At 67.8% G+C, this 19,206-nt stretch carries 18 protein-coding genes; 6 read left to right on the forward strand and 12 right to left on the reverse strand.

Features of this window, described 5'->3' with window-relative positions:
• Positions 1-6: 6 nt before the first annotated feature.
• The 5 genes from FHT36_RS05310 to FHT36_RS05330 form a co-directional block, all read right to left on the reverse strand.
• The gene (locus FHT36_RS05310) at positions 7-750 is read right to left on the reverse strand and encodes an enoyl-CoA hydratase/isomerase family protein (protein ID WP_169121402.1); all 744 of its coding nucleotides are present in this window, start codon (positions 748-750) and stop codon (positions 7-9) included.
• On the reverse strand, positions 717-1,919 hold the full coding sequence (locus FHT36_RS05315) for a CaiB/BaiF CoA-transferase family protein (RefSeq protein ID WP_169121403.1): 1,203 nt from the start codon (positions 1,917-1,919) through the stop codon (positions 717-719). The genes FHT36_RS05310 and FHT36_RS05315 overlap by 34 nt, the downstream gene beginning before the upstream one ends.
• Positions 1,916-2,431 carry a flavin reductase family protein gene (locus FHT36_RS05320; protein ID WP_169121404.1) on the reverse strand — a complete coding sequence of 172 codons (516 nt, stop codon included), beginning with the start codon at positions 2,429-2,431 and terminating at the stop codon, positions 1,916-1,918. Before FHT36_RS05320 ends, FHT36_RS05315 begins: the two co-directional genes overlap by 4 nt.
• A gap of 29 nt (positions 2,432-2,460) precedes the next feature.
• Positions 2,461-3,624, reverse strand: coding sequence for an LLM class flavin-dependent oxidoreductase (locus tag FHT36_RS05325; protein ID WP_169121405.1), 1,164 nt, complete (start codon positions 3,622-3,624; stop codon positions 2,461-2,463).
• Positions 3,625-3,830: 206 nt separating this feature from the next.
• The gene (locus FHT36_RS05330; RefSeq protein WP_246702009.1) at positions 3,831-5,210 is read right to left on the reverse strand and encodes an MFS transporter; all 1,380 of its coding nucleotides are present in this window, start codon (positions 5,208-5,210) and stop codon (positions 3,831-3,833) included.
• 286 nt (positions 5,211-5,496) lie between these two features.
• Between FHT36_RS05330 and FHT36_RS05335 the strand changes: the two genes are divergently transcribed.
• The gene (locus FHT36_RS05335; protein WP_169121407.1) at positions 5,497-6,399 is read left to right on the forward strand and encodes a LysR family transcriptional regulator; all 903 of its coding nucleotides are present in this window, start codon (positions 5,497-5,499) and stop codon (positions 6,397-6,399) included.
• Positions 6,400-6,689: 290 nt separating this feature from the next.
• A complete protein-coding gene (gene rnk, locus FHT36_RS05340) occupies positions 6,690-7,106 on the forward strand; it encodes a nucleoside diphosphate kinase regulator (RefSeq protein WP_169121408.1) in 417 nt (138 codons plus the stop codon).
• Positions 7,107-7,188: 82 nt separating this feature from the next.
• On the opposite strand, the gene FHT36_RS05345 is transcribed toward rnk, so the two are convergent.
• Entirely contained in the window at positions 7,189-7,539 is a 351-nt protein-coding gene (locus FHT36_RS05345; protein ID WP_169121409.1) for a hypothetical protein, read from the reverse strand.
• A 312-nt stretch (positions 7,540-7,851) separates the two neighbouring features.
• On the opposite strand from FHT36_RS05345, the gene FHT36_RS05350 reads away from it, so the two are divergent.
• Positions 7,852-9,669 (forward strand): amidohydrolase, encoded by a 1,818-nt coding sequence (locus FHT36_RS05350; protein ID WP_169121410.1) that lies wholly within the window; start codon positions 7,852-7,854, stop codon positions 9,667-9,669.
• Positions 9,670-9,730: 61 nt separating this feature from the next.
• On the forward strand, positions 9,731-10,057 hold the full coding sequence (locus FHT36_RS05355) for a hypothetical protein (protein ID WP_169121411.1): 327 nt from the start codon (positions 9,731-9,733) through the stop codon (positions 10,055-10,057).
• A 51-nt stretch (positions 10,058-10,108) separates the two neighbouring features.
• Here the strand turns inward: FHT36_RS05355 and FHT36_RS05360 are convergent, their stop codons facing one another.
• Together FHT36_RS05360 and FHT36_RS05365 are read right to left on the reverse strand one after the other, a co-directional pair.
• Complete coding sequence (locus FHT36_RS05360) at positions 10,109-11,269, reverse strand: FUSC family protein (protein ID WP_169121412.1); 1,161 nt, start codon at positions 11,267-11,269, stop codon at positions 10,109-10,111.
• Positions 11,266-11,739: a MarR family winged helix-turn-helix transcriptional regulator gene (locus tag FHT36_RS05365; protein ID WP_169121413.1), complete on the reverse strand. Its 474-nt coding sequence runs from the start codon at positions 11,737-11,739 to the stop codon at positions 11,266-11,268. The genes FHT36_RS05360 and FHT36_RS05365 overlap by 4 nt, the downstream gene beginning before the upstream one ends.
• Positions 11,740-11,962: 223 nt before the next feature.
• Between FHT36_RS05365 and FHT36_RS05370 the strand changes: the two genes are divergently transcribed.
• On the forward strand, positions 11,963-12,349 hold the full coding sequence (locus FHT36_RS05370) for a hypothetical protein (RefSeq protein WP_169121414.1): 387 nt from the start codon (positions 11,963-11,965) through the stop codon (positions 12,347-12,349).
• Between the two features lie 94 nt (positions 12,350-12,443).
• On the opposite strand, the gene FHT36_RS05375 is transcribed toward FHT36_RS05370, so the two are convergent.
• Complete coding sequence (locus FHT36_RS05375; protein WP_169121415.1) at positions 12,444-13,466, reverse strand: LLM class flavin-dependent oxidoreductase; 1,023 nt, start codon at positions 13,464-13,466, stop codon at positions 12,444-12,446.
• A 175-nt stretch (positions 13,467-13,641) separates the two neighbouring features.
• Between FHT36_RS05375 and FHT36_RS05380 the strand changes: the two genes are divergently transcribed.
• Positions 13,642-15,675: a YgiQ family radical SAM protein gene (locus FHT36_RS05380; RefSeq protein WP_169121416.1), complete on the forward strand. Its 2,034-nt coding sequence runs from the start codon at positions 13,642-13,644 to the stop codon at positions 15,673-15,675.
• Between the two features lie 7 nt (positions 15,676-15,682).
• Here the strand turns inward: FHT36_RS05380 and FHT36_RS05385 are convergent, their stop codons facing one another.
• From FHT36_RS05385 to FHT36_RS05395, 3 genes are all read right to left on the reverse strand, one after another.
• On the reverse strand, positions 15,683-16,975 hold the full coding sequence (locus FHT36_RS05385) for an RsmB/NOP family class I SAM-dependent RNA methyltransferase (RefSeq protein ID WP_246702010.1): 1,293 nt from the start codon (positions 16,973-16,975) through the stop codon (positions 15,683-15,685).
• 109 nt (positions 16,976-17,084) lie between these two features.
• Positions 17,085-17,570 (reverse strand): J domain-containing protein, encoded by a 486-nt coding sequence (locus FHT36_RS05390; protein ID WP_169121418.1) that lies wholly within the window; start codon positions 17,568-17,570, stop codon positions 17,085-17,087.
• A gap of 146 nt (positions 17,571-17,716) precedes the next feature.
• Complete coding sequence (locus FHT36_RS05395; protein ID WP_169121419.1) at positions 17,717-19,063, reverse strand: APC family permease; 1,347 nt, start codon at positions 19,061-19,063, stop codon at positions 17,717-17,719.
• Between the last annotated feature and the right edge of the window lie 143 nt (positions 19,064-19,206).

Below are 19,206 nucleotides of genomic sequence, written 5' to 3' on the forward strand. Positions count from 1 at the left end.
GTGCACTCAGCGCGTCTTGCCCGCGAGATAGGACGCAATGCGCCCCCGCAGCCCCGGCACCGCCAACGAGCGGACGAGGTCGGCGAGGTCGGCATCGCCGGTGTCAGGTCCGGTCAGGCCGAGGATGCGGGCGGTGGCCGGTGGCGTCAGGCCGCTCTGCGCTGCGACGAGGCGTTCCGCGCTCGGCAGCAGGTCGTCCTCTTCCACGAGGTGCGTGAGCAGGCCGATCGCCAGCGCCTCCTCGGCGCCGACGGTCGCGTCTGCCAGCAGGATGGCGCGGGCGCGATCCGTTCCGACGATGGCCGCAAGTCGCCGCGTGCCCAGCGCCACGCCGAAGCGGAAGCCGGGAAAGCGGAAGCGCGCCCGGCGGGTGCCGATCCTGTAGGTGCAGGCCACAGCCAGGTCCGCACCCGCCCCGATGGCCGCCCCCCCGATGAGGGCGAAGGATGGCACCGGCGCCCGGCTCACGGACTGCAGCAGCAGTTCGAGCCGCACGAAGCGCAGCAGCAAGTCGCCTTCGCTTTGCTGCTCGACGCCGGCGAGATCGAAGCCGCCGCAGAACACACGGCCGCCCGCCAGCGCGAACGGCCGCCCGTCCTCCGTAGCCTGCTGGACGAACGCGCTCAGGCCGGCCACCAGCGACGGATCGAGGGCATTGGCCTGCTCGGGACGCGCCAGCGTGGCGATCCTGAGCACTCCGGCCTCGCTGAGGTCGATCACTGCGCTGCTTTCAGGGGTCGCGCGGTCCATTCCTCGAACACCTCGTCATTGTGCTCGCCAAGCAAAGGCGGCCGCCGGCTGATCTCGAACGCAAAGTCCGACAGTCCCACCGGAAAGCCTACGGTGTCCGCCACCGCACCATTGGGCATGGTGATGGGCAGCACCCATCCCCTGTCCTGCACATGCGGATCAGACAGGATCTCAGCGAAGTCGTTGATGGGCGCACAGGGCACGCCCAACGCATCGAACGCCGCCAGCCATTCCGCCGCCGTCCGAGTGGCGAAGATGGGCTGGAGGATCGCCGCCAGCTCCTGCTGGTTGCGCGCCCGCAGGGACTGGGTGGCAAAGCGCGGATCATCGGCGAGATCGGGCCGCCCGACGATGTCGCAGGTGTCGCGCCAGAGCTTGTCATTGCCGGCGGCGATGGTGAACGGCTTGTCCGCCGCGTCGAACCCGGCATAGGGCGCATTGCGCGGGTGGGCCGAGCCGAGCCGGCGCGGCGGCACGCCCGTGCCGAAATATTCGCTCGTCTGCAGCGCGGATATGCCCAGCAGCGCCCCCAGGATGGAGCAGTCCACATAGGCGCCCCGCCCCGTCTCGCGCGCCCGCATCACCGCGGCGAGCGTGACGAAGGCGGCGTAGAGGCCGGTGGAGAAATCTCCCACCGGAACCCCGCACTTCACGGGCGGGCCGTCCGGCTCGCCGGTCACGCTCATTACCCCGCTCATGGCCTGCACGGTGACGTCGAACGCCCCTTTCTGGGCATAGGGACCGGACTGGCCGTAGCCGGTGATGGAACAGTAGACCAAGCGCGGGTTGCGCGCCTGGAGTTGCTCATAGCCGAGCCCGGCCCGGACAAGCGCGCCCGGGCGGAAGTTCTCGATGAAGACATCCGCAGATTCGATCAGCGTAAGCAGCCGGTCGCGGTCCGCCGGCGACTTGATGTCGAGGGCGATGGACCTCTTGTTGCGGTTGAGCGAGGTGAAATTGCCGCTGAAGACCCCCTCCCCCGCCTCAGGCCCGTCATGGAGCGGCGGCCAGCCGCGCATGCCGTCGCCACCATCGGGACGCTCCACCTTCACCACATCCGCGCCGAGGTCGGCAAGGAGGCTGCCGGTGAAGGGGCCGGCGGCGATCTGCGCGAACTCCAGGACGCGCAGTCCGGCCAGCGGCTTGGGGGTGCTGGACGAAGTACTCATGCCACCTTCCTCTCGACTTCCAGCGCCGTGTAGCCGCCACGGTGATAAAGCAGCGGCTCGCCCCCGAACACGTGGGTGCGCTGCACTTCGCCGATGACGATCATGTGGTCGCCGACCGTGCAGATTTCCGACAGCCGGCATTCCGCGGCGGCCAGGACACCACCGATGAGCGGGCTTCCGCTTTCGCCGACGACGTGCTCGACGCCCGCGAACTTGTCCTCCTGCTTGGAGGCGAAGACGCGGGAGATCTCCGACTGGCTGCGATCAAGGAAATGCACCGCGAAGTGGCCGCTCTCCTTGAGCGCCTTGAGCGTGTTCGACCGATGATCGAGACAGATCAGGTAGAGCGGCGGGTCGAGGGACAGCGAGGTCACCGCATTGAGCGTGAGGCCGTGAAGGGCGCCATCGGGATGGGCGGTGGTGACCACCGCGACGCCGGTCGCGAAATGGCCGGCGAAGGCGCGCAGTTCGGTGGCGGAGACGGCTGAGGGGGCAGACTTGGTCTCGGACATGGCTGGAAAGCCTCTGGATAATTCGAAGATCAGGCGGCGGTGGCGAGGGGCTGGTCGAGGCGCAGGCCCGCTTCGCGCATGAGCGGCAGAACCCGCTCGCCGAAGAACTTCAGGTCGGGAAGGAAGTCGTAGAAGTTCACCTGGACGCCATCGCAGCCGGCGGCCTTGAGTCGCTGGAAGCCTTCCACCACCTGGGTCGGCGTGCCGACGATATGGACGTTGCCGCCGATGGTCCACTCCTCCCGCGTCGCCGCCTTCCAGGAAGATTGATCGCCGCCGGTGAAGGTGCGGTAGAAGTTCTCCGCCGCCACGGGGTCCTGGTGGCGCAGGATGGCGTCGTACTGGGCCCAGGCCTCCGCCTCGGTCTCGCGGCAGATGACGTGCGGATTGATGAGGGTGCGCACATCGCGCCCCTGCGCCGCCGCCGCCTGCTTGATGCGGGCCGTATGGGGTGGGAGCGCAGCGCAGGCGCGGTCGAGGTTGGCGCCCGCGGGGCTGGTGACGAAGATCAGGTCGGAGTGCTTCACCGCATAGTCGAGCCCCGCGCCGGACGACGAGGCATTGACCAGAACGCACTTTCCGCCGGCGGGCTTCGGCGCGATGAAGGCGTCCTTCATCTTCCAGAAACGGCCGTCGACGGTGATGTTCTCATCTTCCGACCACAGGCGCTTCATCATGGTCACGAACTCGTCGGCCATGACGTAGCGGTGGTCATGCTCGATCTGCTCAAGACCGAACATCTCGAACTCGCTCTTCTTGTAGCCGGTGACCATGTTGAGGCCCCAGCGCCCGCCGCTCATCTCCGAGATGGTGGCGCCGAACTTGGCGAGATGCAGCGGATGCCAGCCGTAGAGGATATGCACGGTGGACACGAGCAGGATGCGCCGGGTGATCGCCGCAAGACCAGCGGTCACCAGCAGCGGATCCGTCGCCATCTCGCGGAACTTCATCTCGCCGCCATAGCCGCCCTTGCCCATCCACTGGGCCAGCCCGAACACCAGGTCGAAGCCGAGCTCTTCCGCCATCACCGTGCAGCGGGCGTTGTAGTCGAAGGTCCAGGATGTATCGCGCGGGGCCGTCGAAGGGCTCCAGGCGCCGGACTGGATGGGCAGGAACAATCCCAGCATCAGCGGATTGGCCTTGGCTTGCTCCAGCGGAGAGAGCGCCGGCTTTTGCCCTGAAATCTTGACCATGACTTTTCCTCCCGTTTCAGGTCCCGCCAGATCTGGGGGGCAGGTCTCGCGATGAGCCGCCCTCTTCTTGTCTGGCAGGAAAATCCTAGAGGCTGGGGTTGACCGTAAAAAACGATTGTTTTCGATCTTTTTTGATCGTGAAAATCGATGATTTGAACCAAGAGGGACAGCACAAGGCCGTCCCTCTCTTCACCGTGGCGCTCGGCCTATTCGCTCGGTGACGAGGCCGCCCTGGGCGCCATCGGGGATGCGCCGGGGTGGACGGTCACGGATCCATCATCGCGCACCCAGCCGGCATTGCTCGTGTAGTCGTCGCGCGAGCGGTCCCTCAGGAAGAGGGTCGAGACGAAGCTGATCGCGGCGATGAAGGCGATGTAGGCGCTGATCGCCGCTGACGTGCCGTAGGTGTGCAGCAGGAAGGCTGCGATGATCGGCGCCGGGCCGCCCGATGTGATCGAGGCGAGCTGGTAGCCGATCGAGGAGCCGGAGTAGCGCACGCTGGGCGGGAAGCTCTCGGCGATGAACGCCGCCTGCGGCGCATACTGCATGTCGTGGATGGGCAGCGACACCAGGATGGCGAGGACGATCAGGGCCGGAACCCCGGTGTCGAGCAGCCAGAAATAGGGGAAGGCGAACACCATCATGGTGAAGGCGCCGATCAGGTACATCCGCTTGCGGCCGATGCGATCCGACAGGTAGCCGAAGAACGGCGTGGTGAAGAGCGAGAGCGTCGCCGCCACCAGCACACAGTTGAACAGGAACGACTTCTGCAGGCCGAGCTGCGACGTCCCATACGACAGGAGGAACGTCGTGAAGATCACGAACGGCGCCTGCTGTCCCGTCCGCATCAGGCAGGTGAGGAGGATTTCCTTCCAGAAGCCGCGGACCGCCTCGATCACCGGCGCCTGGGCGATTTCCTTCTTCTCCTGCATGCGCTGGAACACCGGTGTTTCCAGAACCCCGAGCCGGATGTAGAGGCCGACGAAGATCAGCAGGGCGCTGACCAGGAAGGGAATGCGCCAGCCGATGGTTTCGAACCACTCGGTGGAGCCCATCTGCAACGTGAGCGTGAGCATGCCCACGGCGAGCAGCATGCCGAGGGGCGAGCCGAACTGCGGCCAGCTGGCCGCTAGGCCCCGGCTGCGGTTGAACTTGGACCACTCGGTGGCGACGGCGATCGCCCCGCCCCACTCACCGCCGACGCCGATTCCCTGCAGGACACGCAGCACGGTCAGGGCGACCGCACCCCAGATGCCGATGTGCTCGTAGGTCGGCACCAGGCCGATGAAGACAGTGCTGATGCCCATGAGCATGAGCGTCGCCACCAGCGTGCCCTTGCGGCCGATGCGATCGCCGAAATGGCCGAAGATGATGGCACCCACCGGCCGCGCGACGAATCCGAGGAAGAAGGTGGAGAAAGCGAGCAGCGTCGCCGAGTAGGGATCCTGCGACGGGAAGTAGAGCTTGCCGAAGACGATCGCGGCGACAAGGCCGTACAGGTAAAAATCGTACCACTCGATCATGGTGCCGACAGTCGAGGCCAGCACGGCGCGTTTCGCATGGCGCGACAGATCAGCGTCGCTCATGGGCGACGTCTGCGGGTTCGGGGCCATTCATTCCTCCCAGACGCTTCCGTGACGGAGCGCTTTTTCTGTTTTTCCCGCCCAGGCGCGCTGCGAGCCCGCGTGGCGATACGGCGCGTGTGGCCGACCACGGCGGGCGGATGCAGACGGATTCGCCTGCACGGGGCTGTGTTTCGGCATGGGGTCTCCCCCCAGCCGAGAGCAGCGTAACCATGTGAGTTGAGCGCAAAAAGCGATTGTTTTCGATTGAGACGCGACGGAATAATCGATCAGCGGGAGGAAAATAAGAATGAATTTTCGGCAACTACAAACCTTCCTGGAGATCATCCGCCTCGGAAGCTTCGCAGCTGCAGCAAACAATTTGAATGCAACGCAATCAACCGTCTCGGCCCGCATCCAGGAGCTTGAGAGCGAACTCGGCGTCGCCTTGTTCGACCGAAGCCAGAGAAAGATCGCGGTCACCTCGAAAGGGCGCGAGCTCGTCAGCTACGCCGAGCGTGCGCTGCAACTGCACGACGAGATCCTCCACCACATCACGCCCCGGCAGATGCTCTCCGGCATCGTGCGGGTGGGCGTTGCGGAGCTGGTGGCCATGACCTGGCTTCCCTCTTTCGTAGCGACGGTGCACGAGCGCTACCCCCACATCTCGCTGGAGCTGGACATCTCCCTCACCGCGCCATTGCGCGCACGGATGCTGGCCGGCGACCTCGATGTGGTCCTGCTGCCGGGCGAGATCGCAGACCCGGCGCTGGTAGTCCATCCGCTCGGCATGGTGGCGTTCCGGTGGATGGCCGGCGCCGGCATGGATCTGCCGGATCATGTGCTGTCCGCCCAGGACTTGACGCGCCTGAGGGTCCTCTCCCTCGGCGAGAACTCGGTGCACTACAGCACCATCCTGTCGCTGCTGGACCGCGGCAGCTCGGCCCAGCGCCCCGATTTGTGCAACAGCATGACGGTGATCGCCACGCTCATGATCGCCAACACAGGCATCAGCGTGTTGCCGCCGGCCTGCTACGGCGACGACATCGCGTCCGGCCGGCTGCGCGTGCTGGAGACGATGTGTGACCCTGCCCCCGTGCCCTTCGTGGCGGCGTACAAGAAGCGGCGGCTGTCCGGCCTCCACGAGCTGATCGCGGCCACGGCGGCCGAGGTCAGCACCTTCGCGTCGGCCGAGGACGCCGCCTCCGGCTGACCGCCGGCACACCGGCTGGGGCGTGGCTGGCACGACTTGACATAAGGTAAGGTCGGGGGCCTCATGGCTGCATGAGCGCTGATCGCCACCACCACTGCCGCCCCTGCCCCATCGCAGGACAGTAGCCCCGCGTCCGGCGTTTGCGCCCCGGGCGCCGGGGTGACGCGACGCCGTGCTCGCATCGCGTGCGGCGACCAGCGATAGCGCAGACCAGCCCCCAATCCCGTCTTGAGCCGGCGACAGCCTTCCAGCGGCAGCGTCGGCCTGCGCCTATGTGAAAGTCCATCCAGATGACAAAGCCATCCCGCCGTGCGCGCTTGCCGGCGCTCGTCCTCAACCGCGCCGATCATGAGCGCCTCACCGGGCTCGCCACCGCCGCCCTCGACCGGATTCCGGACGTGGCGGAGGAGTTGCTGTCCGAACTCGAGCGGGCGCGGCTCGTGGCACCCGATCGCACGCCGGCGAACTCGGTCCAGATGGGCGCCACCGTCACCTATCGGTCGGCGGACAGCACGCGCACCGTGCGGCTCGTCTATCCCGAAGATGCGGATATCGCGGACGGCAAGGTGTCGGTGATGACGCCCATCGGCGCTGCGCTGATCGGGCTGTCCGAAAACCAGTCCATGTCCTGGACCGCCCGGGACGGACGACGCCACCAGCTGGAAATCGTCGCCGTCGTGCCCGCTCCGGCACAGGCGCGCGTCTGATCTTCCCGGGCCACCGACAACCGGCCGGGTGACACGGCGGCTTCGGCACGGCGCCGGCTCGTACCAGCGCCGCACCGTCGCGTCACGCGTTCACATCGAAAGCCGGCACCAGCCGCAGCGCGGCACGTGCGCCGCCGCGCGGGGGGGAGCCGCCTTTCATCCTCCACCGCGCTTTCCGCCACGGCGGAAAGAAGGGCCGCTGGCGCCGCTTCATGGCGGTCCAGCCGGCGCCCTGATCGAGGGTCGACGGATCGGCGGGAAGCCCCGCGAGGGCGGCGAGAATGTCGTCGACGGGAACGACTGCGCCGCTGTCGAGGCGCCGGAGTGCCGGGGCATTCTCGACCGCGTGGCGATCCGACGCCCAGGACGACAGCAGCGTCCGCTTCTCCGCATCACTCATGAACGGATGATCCAGCACCTGGTCCGGATGCACCAGGACGCCTTCAGATTGAGAGGACGGCGGCGCCTGCGGCCGCCCGTCTCGCGTGGTTCTCATAGCCACATCCTCCTTCGAGCAACATGGGTACAAGCACCTCGCACGCATCGTGCGATGTCATGGCCGGCCTGGGGGCCGGCGGCCCTTGATTTGGGTACGTAAGCGCGCGCGTCAAGGGATCGGCTGCGTCCTGCGCTGCAACAGGCTGCAAACCACAAAAGAAGTCGTTTTTACCGCTACAAGATCAGGTTACCCTATGGAAAGGCGGGTGATTTGCGACGCACTTCGCCGCGCATGGGAGGGGTTGGCATGTGCATCGCGTGTGAGTGGGCACCCTATTTCGAGGCGTTCGGCCGGGCGAGTGGCCTGAACCGCCGCTCGCTCCTCGGAGCCGGCATGGCGATGACGGCGGCGGCTGCCATCGCGCCTGTGTTCCGCGCGACCGAGGTGAAGGCACAGGATGCACGCGCCGCCACGAGCGGCCCGGCCGATTTCGTATTCCACAACGGGCCGGTCTACACCGTCTCCGGCGCCCAGCCCTGGGCGAAGGCGGTCGCGGTGCGCGGCAAGACCATCATCCATGTGGGCGACGAGGCCGGGGCCATGGCGCTCGCCGGCCCGAAGACGCAGGTGATCGACCTCAAGGGCCGCCTGCTCATGCCGGGCTTCGTGGAGGGGCACACCCATCCCCTGCTCGGCGCCTTCCTGACCTCCGGCATCGACCTTCAGCTGCCGACCATGAAGGACGCCCTCGCCGCAATCGAGCAATACGCCAAGGAGAACCCCACCGGCCCCATCCGTGGCTTCGGCTGGCGCGTGGACATGTTCCCGCCCGAAGGCCCGACGCGGGCGGACCTCGACCGCATCCTGCCCGACCGGCCGGCCTTCTTCTTCGCCATCGACGGCCACAGCCTGTGGGTGAATTCCAAGGCGCTGGAGATGGCCGGCGTGACCCGCGAAACGCCGGATCCCATCCCGCGCTTCAGCTATTACGCCCGCGACGAGAAGGGCGAGCCCACCGGCTATGTTCTCGAAGTCAACGCCGTGCTCGCCCTCGTCAATGCGGTCGAGCCGATCACCGCCGCCAACCTGGGCAAGCTGCTGGATCGCTGGCTGCCCAAGGCCGCAGCGGCCGGTATCACCTCGCTGTTCGACGCCGGCGTGCCGCCCATTGGCTCCGACCAGGGCGCCGTCATCAACATCTATGTGGACGCGGAGAAGCGCGATGCCCTGCCGTTCCGGGTGTCGGCCTCCTATTCGGTGAAGAGCCTGCCCATCGACGACGTGGTCGAACAGTTCAAGGACGTCCGCAGCCGGGTGTCGAGCGAGCTGGTGCACGTGGACATCGTGAAGATCGTCGGCGACGGCTCGCAGGGCGGGTACACGGCGTGGCTGATCGAGCCCTATGCCGACATGCCCAACTCCATCGGCGCCTCGCCCTTCACCGAGGCCCAGTGGCACCAGCTGATCGGGGCGGTGGACGCGGCCGGCTACGACGTCCACGTCCATGCCTGCGGCGAGCGCACGGCCCGCGTGGCGCTGGACGCCATGGAGAAGGCGATCGCGACCAATCCCAAGCGCGACCGCCGCAATGCCATCGCCCATCTGGTCTATGTGGAGGACAGCGACTCCCCCCGCTTCGCCAAGATGAACGTGACGGCGCAGTTCTCCGCCAACTGGTCGTCGGCCGATCCGGACACGATGATCAACATGCTGGCCCGCTACGGGCAGCCGCGCGCCAGCAAGCTGTACCGCACCAAGACCATCCTGAACCAGGGCGGGCGCGTGTCGTTCGGCACCGACTGGCCGGCGGCGGGCTATTTCTCCACCTACAAGCCCCTTGATTCCATCGAGGTGGGCGTGACCCGCCGCTTGATCGGCAAGGAGGACGCAGCCGTGCTTGTGCCGGCCGACGAGCGGCTGACGGTGGCCGAGGCGATCCACGCCAACACGATGGGCGCCGCCTACCAGCTCCGCATGGACGACAGGATCGGATCGCTGGAGGTCGGCAAGTTCGCTGACCTGATCGTGCTCGACCGCAACATCCTCGATGGCGATCCCCGCGATATCCACAAGGCGAAGGTCGAGCTGACCATGATGAATGGTAAGATCCGCCACAAGGCCTGACGCCCCGTTCCTGTCGACGGTGGCGCAGGCCCCGTCGACAGGAACCAGAAGGGTAGACCGCATGAAACGGCTCCTCGGAGTGCTGGTGCTGCTCGCGGCGCTGGGCGGCGTTTCCGCCCAGGCTCAGCCGGTGCCCGAAATCTGCTCCAAGAAAAGATCCTGCTTCATGGCCTTCGACGGCCCCGACCGCGGCTTCTGCCAGGCCTATGTCGAAGGAAAGTCATGCTTCATGTCGTTCAATGACGCTTACGATCGCGGCTGGTGCCAGCACCTGCGCGAGGGCAAGTCGTGCTTCATGGCGCTTGATGGCGACGCCCGGCGCGCCTGCGAAGCCGGCCGCGTCCCGCGCGAACACCGCCACTGGATGCGGCTCTGCAGCGGCTGGTAGCCGCGGCGCCGGGACGCTGATGCGATCCCCCTCGCGCCGTCGCCATCGGCTCTAGCGGCCCGCGCTCCCGCGATTTGCGCGCGCCGCATGGTGGCGGGCGAGATAGAGCCGGTCATCCAGCGTCGAGCAGACCACCGCCAGCACGATGCCGATGATTGCGCCGACCAGCGTGTCGAACACCCGCTCCGGCGCCATGGCCGTCCCCGCCGCGCCGGGGGCCGCGAGGTAGCTCATCAGCAGGGCCATGGGCGTCACCAGGATCTGGCCGAGGGCGTAGTTCGCGCCGATGATCATCTCGGTGGCGAACTGGAGGAAGATGAGCAGAGCGACCACGCTCCACACCGATGGCTCCTGGGAGAGGATGAGCCAGACAACGCCCGCGCCGACCACGGTCCCGGACATGCGCTGCATGGCGCGGCTCATGCTGATGTGCAGGTGCGTCCCCTGCATCACCGCCACCGTGCCCATGGCCGCCCAGGCGGGATGCGCCGCGCCGGCGGCATAGGCGGCAAACGCCGCGATCGCCGAACCGAGGGTGATGCGCGCCGCCGCGATGAGGCGATGATCCAGCGGCCGAACCGGCTCCACCGGAAAAGGCGCCTCGGGCGTTTCCTGCTGGCGGAACGCTTCTGTCCCCACGCAGATCAGCCACGTCAGTCCAGCCGCCAGCGCGGTCGCGGTCGCGCGCTCGACCACCTCCTGCCAGGACGCCACATGGCCCATTGCGGCCCCGGCGGCGAACACGAAGATGAGCGCGCCCGGCGGCCCATACTGCCCGGTGTTGGCGACGAAGAAGAACAGGCCGCAGGCAAAGGCCAAGAGGGCCAGCTGTAGCAGATAGGGCGCGCCGAGCCAGGCCGCTGTCGACATGACGAGCACCGAGACGGTCAGCCACATGGCGCAGAGCAGGACGATGCGGCCGCGCCCTGCCTGCGGGGCGAAGCGGCCGAACAGGGCCGCGAGCGTTCCCAACGAGGCGAAGCCGACAAGGTGCGGCCAGGGCGAGACGAGAGCCAGCGGCAGGGCGATCGCCGCCGCCAGCGATGCCTGCAAGCCGGCGAGCGCCGCATTGCGCTGCCACGGCTGGGCGGCGAGCGCCCAACTCTCGCGGATCTGGTGCGGCTTGAGCAGATGGCGCGCCGCGTCCAAGCGGCGGGTGGCGAGGGCGGCGGAATCGGCGGACGCCGCGTGAGGAGGCTCGGACGGGCTCATGGCGTCGCCTTTTCCCGGCGCTGGACCCGAAGGCTTTGCAGCCGCTGCTCGATGCGCTCGAAATGCCCGAGCATGGTTGCGATATCGGCGTCCGAGAGGTCCGCCAACATCTCCGCCTCCCCCCTGGACAGCTCGCGCCGGATCTCGGCGACCCGCGCCCTGCCCGCTTCAGTGAGGTGAACCAGCCGGGCGCGTCCATCGGAGGCGTCGACACGGCGTTCCACGAGCCCCTGCCGGCTCAGGATGTCCAGCAGGCGCACGAGGCTCGACCCGTCGATGCCCACCAGCGCCGCGAGCTCCTTCTGGGTGATGCCGTCGCCGGACTCCTGGAGATGCACCAGCGGCACCCATGTGGCGTCAGACAGCCCCGCCTCTGCGAGACGGGCGTCCAGCGCCCGCCGCCAGCGACGGGCAAGCAGCGCGAAACGCACGCCGAAGCGGGCGCGCGGTGAAGCGGGATCAAGCGTCATGGGAGCATGAAGAGCAGAATATAATTTGCATTGCAATACAAATTATATCTGTCCTTCCCCATCCGGTTTCGTCGTCCCGCGCCCCACGGAAGGCGCGGCGGACAGGGGCCGCGCCGGTGCTGGCATATGGACCAGCGCATGACGAACTTGCGGCTTGTTTGATGTATTCTCCCCGCCAAGGCGGTGGTGTCACGCTGCCATGAAAGCAGCAGGGAGGAACATCATGCAATACATCGTGCCGATTGCAGTGGTCGGCATCCTGTTACTTCAGGCGAGCGGCGCAATTCCTATGGACAGCGTCGGCGGGCCAATGATGATCGCGCTTGCTGTTCTTCTCGGCGCGCTCGCCATCGGGGTCCACGAGGCTTGGACGAAACACCGAGGGGTCCTTGGCTGGATCGTGAGCATCGTGGTGTCGCTCGTCGGTGCCTTTCTCGTCGCCCCCGCGGGCGGCATGGTGGTGTCGCTCCTGCTCGGTCCGTTCATGGGCGGGTCGACGTCGGTGGCGGCTGCGGGAGGCGCGGTGATGCAAATCGCGCTCGCCGCCACGATGGTGGTCACACTGCTCGGATCGTGGTGCGCGCTGTGGCTCGTGAACCGGTTGCGCTGAGAGATTGACGTGCCTTGGTCATTCACAAGGCCTCCTCCGTGCATCCGCCGGGGGACTTCGGGGGCGCTCCCCGGCGGCAGCGCCCCTCTTCCTCTCAGCGCCAGCCGAGGGCCGGCGCCACGTGGGTCAGGATGGCCTCAATGACGTGGGCATTGTAGTCGACGCCCAGCTGGTTCGGCACAGTGAGGAGCAGCGTGTCGGCCTCGGCAATCGCCTCGTCCTCGGCGAGCTGCTTGATGAGCGCGTCCGGCTCGGCGGCATAGCTGCGGCCGAAGATGGCGCGGGTCTTCTCATCGATGAAACCGATGGAATCCTCTTCCTTGCCGCCCCCGCCGAAATAGGCCCGGTCGCGGTCGTCCACGAGCGCGAAGATGGAGCGGCTCACCGACACGCGCGGGGTGCGGGTGTGGCCGGCCTCGGCCCATGCGGCGCGGTAGGCGCGGATCTGTGCCGCCTGCTGGACATGGAAGGGCTCGCCCGTCTCGTCGTCCTTCAGGGTGGAGCTTTGCAGGTTGAGCCCCAGCTTGGCCGTCCAAACTGCCGTGGCGTTGGAGCTGGCGCCCCACCAGATGCGCTCGCGCAGGCCCTGCGAATGGGGCTCAAGCCGCAGGAGGCCGGGCGGGTTGGGGAACATGGGCCGGGGATTGGGCTGGGCGAAGCCTTCGCCCTTCAATACCTCCAGGAACACCTCGGCGTGGCGGCGGGCCATGTCGGCGGTGGTCTGCCCCTCCGGCGGGCCATAGCCGAAATAGCGCCAGCCATCGATCACCTGCTCCGGCGAGCCGCGGCTGATGCCAAGCTGAAGCCGGCCGCCGGCGATGAGATCGGCCGAGCCGGCATCCTCCGCCATGTAGAGCGGGTTCTCGTAGCGCATGTCGATGACGGCGGTACCGATCTCGATGCGCTTGGTGCGCGCGCCCACGGCGGCGAGCAGCGGGAACGGAGCCGCAAGCTGGCGGGCGAAGTGATGGACGCGGAAATAGGCGCCGTCCGCGCCCAGCTCCTCCGCAGCCACGGCAAGCTCGATGGATTGCAGCAGCGCATCCGCCGCCGAGCGGGTCTGCGACTGGGACGAAGGCGTCCAGTGGCCGAACGAAAGAAAGCCGATCTTCTTCAAGGCAGACACTTCTGGGCTGTGAAAATCTGGGGCCAACCTAGCCCGCTACGCCGGCTCGCGCATCTTTCGTGTCCGCAAGCTGGCTTTGCACGAGAACCGGCCTGCACGAGAAGACGTGTTCCCCTGCCGGCTCCGATCGGTTGAATTTGCCGCCCTTGATCCCTATTCGTCACCCATGGACACACAGGTCTGCCCCTCAAAGCCTTTGACTTTCCTGCCCTGGCCCGTCCCGGCCAGCCGGCCGGCTCCCTTCCTGCCCATGAGCCGCGCCGAGATGGCGGCGCTCGGATGGGATCAGTGCGACATCGTTCTGGTCACGGGCGATGCCTATGTGGATCACCCAAGCTTCGGCATGGCCATCATCGGCCGTTTGCTGGAGGCGCAGGGGTTTCGCGTCGGCATCATCTCCCAGCCGGACTGGCAATCGGCGGAGCCGTTCAAGGCGCTGGGCAAGCCGCGCCTGTTCTTCGGCGTCACGGGCGGCAACCTGGATTCAATGGTCAACCGCTACACGGCGGACCGCCGGCTGCGCCATGACGATGCCTATACCGCCGGCGGCGAGGGCGGGCGGCGACCGGATCGCTCCACCATCGTCTACACCCAGCGCTGCCGCGAGGCGTACAAGGATGTGCCGATCATCCTCGGCGGCATCGAGGCGTCGCTGCGCCGGATCGCCCATTACGACTACTGGTCCGACAAGGTGCGCCGCTCCATCCTGGCGGACGCCAAGGCGGACCTCCTGATCTACGGCAACGCCGAGCGCGCCGTGGTGGAGGTGGCGAACCGGATCGCCGACGGCGAGGCCCCGCGCGACATCGACGACGTGCGCGGCGTCGCCCTGTTCCGCCGCGTACCCGAGCACTACACCGAACTTCACGCCGACGATCTCGACGCCTCGGACGAAGGCGCCGCCCGCCGCCCGGGCGATGTGGTGATCCGCCTGCCGGCCTACGAGCAGGTGGAGGTGGACAAGGAGGCCTATGCCCGCGCCTCCCGCGTGCTGCACCGGGAGAGCAATCCCGGCAACGCCCGCCCGCTGGTCCAGCGCCACGGCGACCGCGACCTTTGGCTGAACCCGCCGCCCATTCCCCTCACCACGCAGGAGATGGACGCGGTCTACGACCTGCCCTACGCCCGCGCGCCGCATCCCTCCTATGGCGAAGCGAAGATCCCGGCATGGGACATGATCCGCTTCTCGGTGACGATCATGCGCGGCTGCTTCGGCGGCTGCACCTTCTGCTCCATAACCGAGCATGAAGGACGCATCATCCAGAACCGCTCGGAGGGCTCGATCCTCCGCGAGATCGAGCTGATCCGCGACAAGACCCCGGGCTTCACCGGCGTCATCTCCGACATAGGCGGCCCCACCGCCAACATGTACCGGATGGCTTGCAAGGACCCGAAGATCGAGGCGGCCTGCCGGCGCCCCTCCTGCGTCTTCCCGGACATCTGCCCCAACCTCAACACCTCCCACGACGACCTCATCCGCCTCTATCGCAAGGTGCGCGAGGTGGAGGGGGTGAAGAAGGTGATGGTGGCCTCCGGCGTGCGCTACGACCTCGCCGTGAAGAGCCCGGAATATGTGAAGGAGCTGGTGACCCACCATGTGGGCGGCTACCTGAAGATCGCCCCGGAGCACACCGAGCGCGGCCCGCTCGACAAGATGATGAAGCCAGGCATCGGCACTTACGACCGCTTCAAGGAGATGTTCGACGCCGCGGTGAAGCAGGCGGGGAAGAAATACTACCTCATCCCCTACTTCATCGCCGCGCATCCGGGCACGACCGACGAGGACATGATGAACCTCGCGCTCTGGCTCAAGAAGAACCGCTATCGCGCCGACCAGGTGCAGACCTTCCTGCCATCCCCCATGGCCACCGCCACCGCCATGTACCACACCGGCGTCAACCCGCTCCGGGCCGTGCGGCGCGGCGGCAGCGAACGGGTGGCGACGGTCACAGGGCTACGCCAGCGCCGGCTGCACAAGGCCTTCCTGCGCTATCATGATCCGGACAACTGGCCGCTGCTGCGCGAGGCGCTGAAAGCCATGGGCCGCGCCGATCTCATCGGCCCGCGCCCCGACCAACTCGTGCCGGCCCACCAGCCGCCCGGCACCGGCAAGGCCGCCGGCACGCGCCGTCCGGTGCGGCCCGCCCCTGCGGGGGCGCAGCGCTTCACCACAAAGGGCGTGCCGCTGCGCAAGAAGTGAGGCGCGCCTACTCGGGGATCGGGGCAGCCTCGGGGATCGGCGCGGCCTCGCGCTCCAGCACGGCGGCGAAGAAGCCGTCCGTGTCGTGGCGCGCGGGGGTTAACGCCAGATAGTCGGGATGCGCCGAGCCGGTGATCTGCGGCGCCACCTCGCTCAGGGGAACCACACGGAAGGCGGGGTGCGCCGCGAGGAAGGCGGCCACCTGCTCCTCATTCTCCTCTGCGAGCAGAGAGCAGGTGGCATAGACGAGCCGCCCGCCCGGCTTCACCAGCCGCGCCGCGCTGGCGAGGATGCGGGCCTGAAGCGGCAGCAGCGCCTCGAGCCCCGGCCCGAGAACCCGCCAGCGCGCATCGGGATTGCGCCGCCATGTTCCAGTGCCGCTGCAAGGCGCATCCACCAGCACACGGTCGAAGCCGCCCTTGTGGCGCTTCACCCAGCGGTCGGTTTCGCTGGCGAGCGGGCGCGTCTCGATATTGTGGAGGCCGGCCCGGCGGAACCGCTCGGCGGCGCGCTTCAGGCGGTTCTCCAGCACGTCGCAGGCGATGACGTGGCCCTTGTTCTTCATCTGGGCGGCGATGGCGAGCGTCTTGCCGCCCGCGCCGGCACAGAAATCCACCACCCGCTCGCCGGGCTTGGCATCCACCACCACGGCGACGAGCTGGGAGCCCTCGTCCTGGATCTCCAGCTCGCCCGTCTTGAGCATGGGCAGCCGGTTGAGCGCCGGGCGCTCATTGACGCGGATGCCATAGGGCGACAGCGGCGACAGCTCGGCCGGCAGGCCCAGCGCGCGCAGGGCCGACAGCATCTCCACGCGGTCGGCCTTGATGGGATTGACGCGCAGGTCGAGCGGCGCCGGTGTCAGCATCGCCGCCATCTCATGGGGGAAGTCCTCCCCGAACCGGCGATGCAGCCCCTCGGCGCCCCATTCAGGGCATTCGTAGCGCACATCCTCCGGCATGGAGGGATGGTCGATCCGCGCGCCCTGCAGCTTGACCAGCAGCGCGCGCTCCTGATCCGTGAGGGGGGCTGGGCCGAACTTGACGCCGGAGAACAGCGCCTGCACCTGATCCCGCGTCTTGCCGCCGCCGAGCACCAGCCAGGCCAGAAGCCGGTTGCGCGGGGTGTCCGGACGCCCATGCCGCTTCAGCCACCAGCCGAGACGGGCGTGGTGGCGCAGCAGGATGTAGAGCAGCTCGGAGATCGGGCCGCGCTGCGGCGCGGGGATATCGCGCCGGGTGCGGAAGAAGTCGGAGACGACAGCATCGGCCGGACGCGCGACGGCGTCGACCTCCTCGGTCAAATCGAGGGTTGCTTGCAGAATTGCGGCGAAGCTCACAGAGACACGATCAGGCTGGAAACGGGGCCGCACCATAGGCGATGGCGCCAGCCTTGACCATCACGGCCGGCCCTCACACCGTCGCCAGCATCTCCAGCAGGGCGTCACGGGCCTCGGCGATGCGGCGGTAATCGGCATCGCTGCCGCCGGCATCGGGATGGGCGGTCTTGGCGCGGCGGCGAAAGGCGGCGTTGATCTCGCCGGCATCCAGCCGGCCGTCCGGCGGCAGGCCGAGCGTTTCGCGGTGGGCGCTGTCGTCTTCCCCGTCGAACATGGCCATGAGCGCGCGGCGGGCCTTCTGCGCCGCCTGTCGCAGCTCCACCTGATCTTCCTGCCAGCGCCGGCGGGACATGACGAAGCAGGCCCCGAAGGCGATGCGGCCGGTCTGCTCCAGTTCGTCCAGACTGAACGGGCCGACGATGCCGTAGGGCGCATCAAGCCACGCCTGCCGCCCGCCCGCATCCACCTCGACACGGCCGATGGTGACCATGTCGAGCACGCCCAGCGAGCCGTTCCAGACGACCCATTGCTCCGTCCCGCTCGAACCCGTGTCGTTCATGCGACGCGCCTTGTGCCTGCTCGCGCATGTGTCTGACACGAGCCGATCCCGAGACGCGCATCCGCCGCCCCCTCCTGTCGGAAAGGCACCGCGGTCTCCGCATCCCGAGGACGGCCATGCAGGACTGAAGCCAGATCGGCGGCGCCTCAGGGCTCGGCGTCGCGGACGCCCGGGCGCAGCGTCGCCAGTGCCGCGCCGAGCGCGATCCAGCCGGCGACGACGTAAGGCCACAGATTCCCCGGGAAGGCCGGCACGGGATAGACCGAATTGTAGAGCGGCCACAGCATCGCCAGCGTCCCAAGCAGCCCCAGGGCCAGCCAGACCATGCTCTTCGCCTTCACCGCGTGGGTGACAGCGGCCAGCGTGACGCCGAGATAGGCGACGATCAGGGCCAAGACGCCGATGGTGCCCACATTGTCGTAATAGTCCGCCGGGCCGATGAAGGGCGCCCAGGCGAGGAGCCCCGCGAGCATCAGCAGACCGACGACGACCACCGACACCGAGGGCGTGCCGTGGACGGGATGCACCCGCGCCGCCGTCTCCGACAATCCGGCGCGGCCGAGCACGAACAGCATGCGCCCGGCGGCCGAGAGCGTTCCAAGCACGGCAGAGACGGCGGACACCGCCGCGGCGATGTCCAGCGCGGTCGCCATACGGACGGTGCCGTATTTCAGCGCCAGCGTGTTGAGCGGCGCCTCGTCGGCGGCGAGCGCCTTCATGTTGTCGACGCCGAAGCCCACCACCTGGATGTAGGAGGCGAAGACGAAGAACAGGCCGGCGAGGACCACCGAGCCGAGCAGCGCGACGGGGATGGCGCGGCCGGGCTGGCCCGTTTCCTCGGCCAGCGTCGCCGCCGCCTCGAAGCCGGCGAAGGAGAGCACGGCGAACACCACGGCATAGCCCACGCCCCACCAGCCCATGGACGGGTCCGGCCGGAACGGCGCGGCCGTGAGGCCACCGGTGGCACTCACGGCGGTGAGGATCTTCACGCCGAGATAGACGATGACGCAGATGGAGCCCAGTTCCAGAAGCAGCATGAGCCGCGCGGCCACCGCCATGTCCCGGTAGGCGAAGAGCGTTCCGGCGAGGAGCGCCGCCACGCCGAGCGCGAGCCACCAGCCGCCGATATGGATGCCGTGATCGGCGAAGGCGGCGCGCAGGAAGTCTCCCACCAGCGCCGCGCTGCCCGAGCCGCCGGCAATGTAGAGCAGCAGCATGCACCAGCCGGCGATGAAGCCGGCCCGAGGGCCGAAGGTCTGGCCGATATAGGAATAGGCCGAGCCGGCGCGCGTGGTCTTGCGGGCGAAGAAGACGAAGGAAAAGCCGACGATGGCCACCAGCAGCGTGCCGACGGCGAAGCCGAGGGGCGCAGCCACCCCGGCCGCGCCCACTGCCAGCGTCACGTTGAGCGCCATGGACATGGTCGGCGCCATCACCGAAACCGAAAGCCCCACCGCCTCGACCGGCCCGAGGTTACGCTTCAGCTTGACCATGGTACGCGCCCCGATTTCCCTGGAGATCGAGGATAGTGTCAGCGACGTACCATCAGCTCGGCAATGCCGGAGATCGACCCGATCGGGTCCGTTTGCTGGCGGGCAAACCGGCAAAAGAAAAGGCCGCCCGGAGGCGGCCTTTC

This window comes from Xanthobacter sp. SG618 (assembly GCF_012932745.1).
Classification (GTDB): domain Bacteria; phylum Pseudomonadota; class Alphaproteobacteria; order Rhizobiales; family Xanthobacteraceae; genus Xanthobacter; species Xanthobacter flavus.

What these genes read in the sequence shown, in the direction of transcription:
- rnk (WP_169121408.1), top strand. Translation starts at nt 6,690, where the DNA reads ATGACAAAGCCATCCCGCCGTGCGCGCTTGCCGGCGCTCGTCCTCAAC.
- FHT36_RS05380 (WP_169121416.1), top strand. Translation starts at nt 13,642, where the DNA reads ATGGACACACAGGTCTGCCCCTCAAAGCCTTTGACTTTCCTGCCCTGG.
- FHT36_RS05310 (WP_169121402.1), bottom strand. Translation starts at nt 750, where the DNA reads ATGGACCGCGCGACCCCTGAAAGCAGCGCAGTGATCGACCTCAGCGAG.
- FHT36_RS05335 (WP_169121407.1), top strand. Translation starts at nt 5,497, where the DNA reads ATGAATTTTCGGCAACTACAAACCTTCCTGGAGATCATCCGCCTCGGA.
- FHT36_RS05360 (WP_169121412.1), bottom strand. Translation starts at nt 11,269, where the DNA reads ATGAGCCCGTCCGAGCCTCCTCACGCGGCGTCCGCCGATTCCGCCGCC.
- FHT36_RS05365 (WP_169121413.1), bottom strand. Translation starts at nt 11,739, where the DNA reads ATGACGCTTGATCCCGCTTCACCGCGCGCCCGCTTCGGCGTGCGTTTC.
- FHT36_RS05355 (WP_169121411.1), top strand. Translation starts at nt 9,731, where the DNA reads ATGAAACGGCTCCTCGGAGTGCTGGTGCTGCTCGCGGCGCTGGGCGGC.
- FHT36_RS05325 (WP_169121405.1), bottom strand. Translation starts at nt 3,624, where the DNA reads ATGGTCAAGATTTCAGGGCAAAAGCCGGCGCTCTCTCCGCTGGAGCAA.
- FHT36_RS05395 (WP_169121419.1), bottom strand. Translation starts at nt 19,063, where the DNA reads ATGGTCAAGCTGAAGCGTAACCTCGGGCCGGTCGAGGCGGTGGGGCTT.
- FHT36_RS05330 (WP_246702009.1), bottom strand. Translation starts at nt 5,210, where the DNA reads ATGAGCGACGCTGATCTGTCGCGCCATGCGAAACGCGCCGTGCTGGCC.
- FHT36_RS05390 (WP_169121418.1), bottom strand. Translation starts at nt 17,570, where the DNA reads ATGAACGACACGGGTTCGAGCGGGACGGAGCAATGGGTCGTCTGGAAC.
- FHT36_RS05315 (WP_169121403.1), bottom strand. Translation starts at nt 1,919, where the DNA reads ATGAGTACTTCGTCCAGCACCCCCAAGCCGCTGGCCGGACTGCGCGTC.
- FHT36_RS05320 (WP_169121404.1), bottom strand. Translation starts at nt 2,431, where the DNA reads ATGTCCGAGACCAAGTCTGCCCCCTCAGCCGTCTCCGCCACCGAACTG.
- FHT36_RS05350 (WP_169121410.1), top strand. Translation starts at nt 7,852, where the DNA reads ATGTGCATCGCGTGTGAGTGGGCACCCTATTTCGAGGCGTTCGGCCGG.
- FHT36_RS05370 (WP_169121414.1), top strand. Translation starts at nt 11,963, where the DNA reads ATGCAATACATCGTGCCGATTGCAGTGGTCGGCATCCTGTTACTTCAG.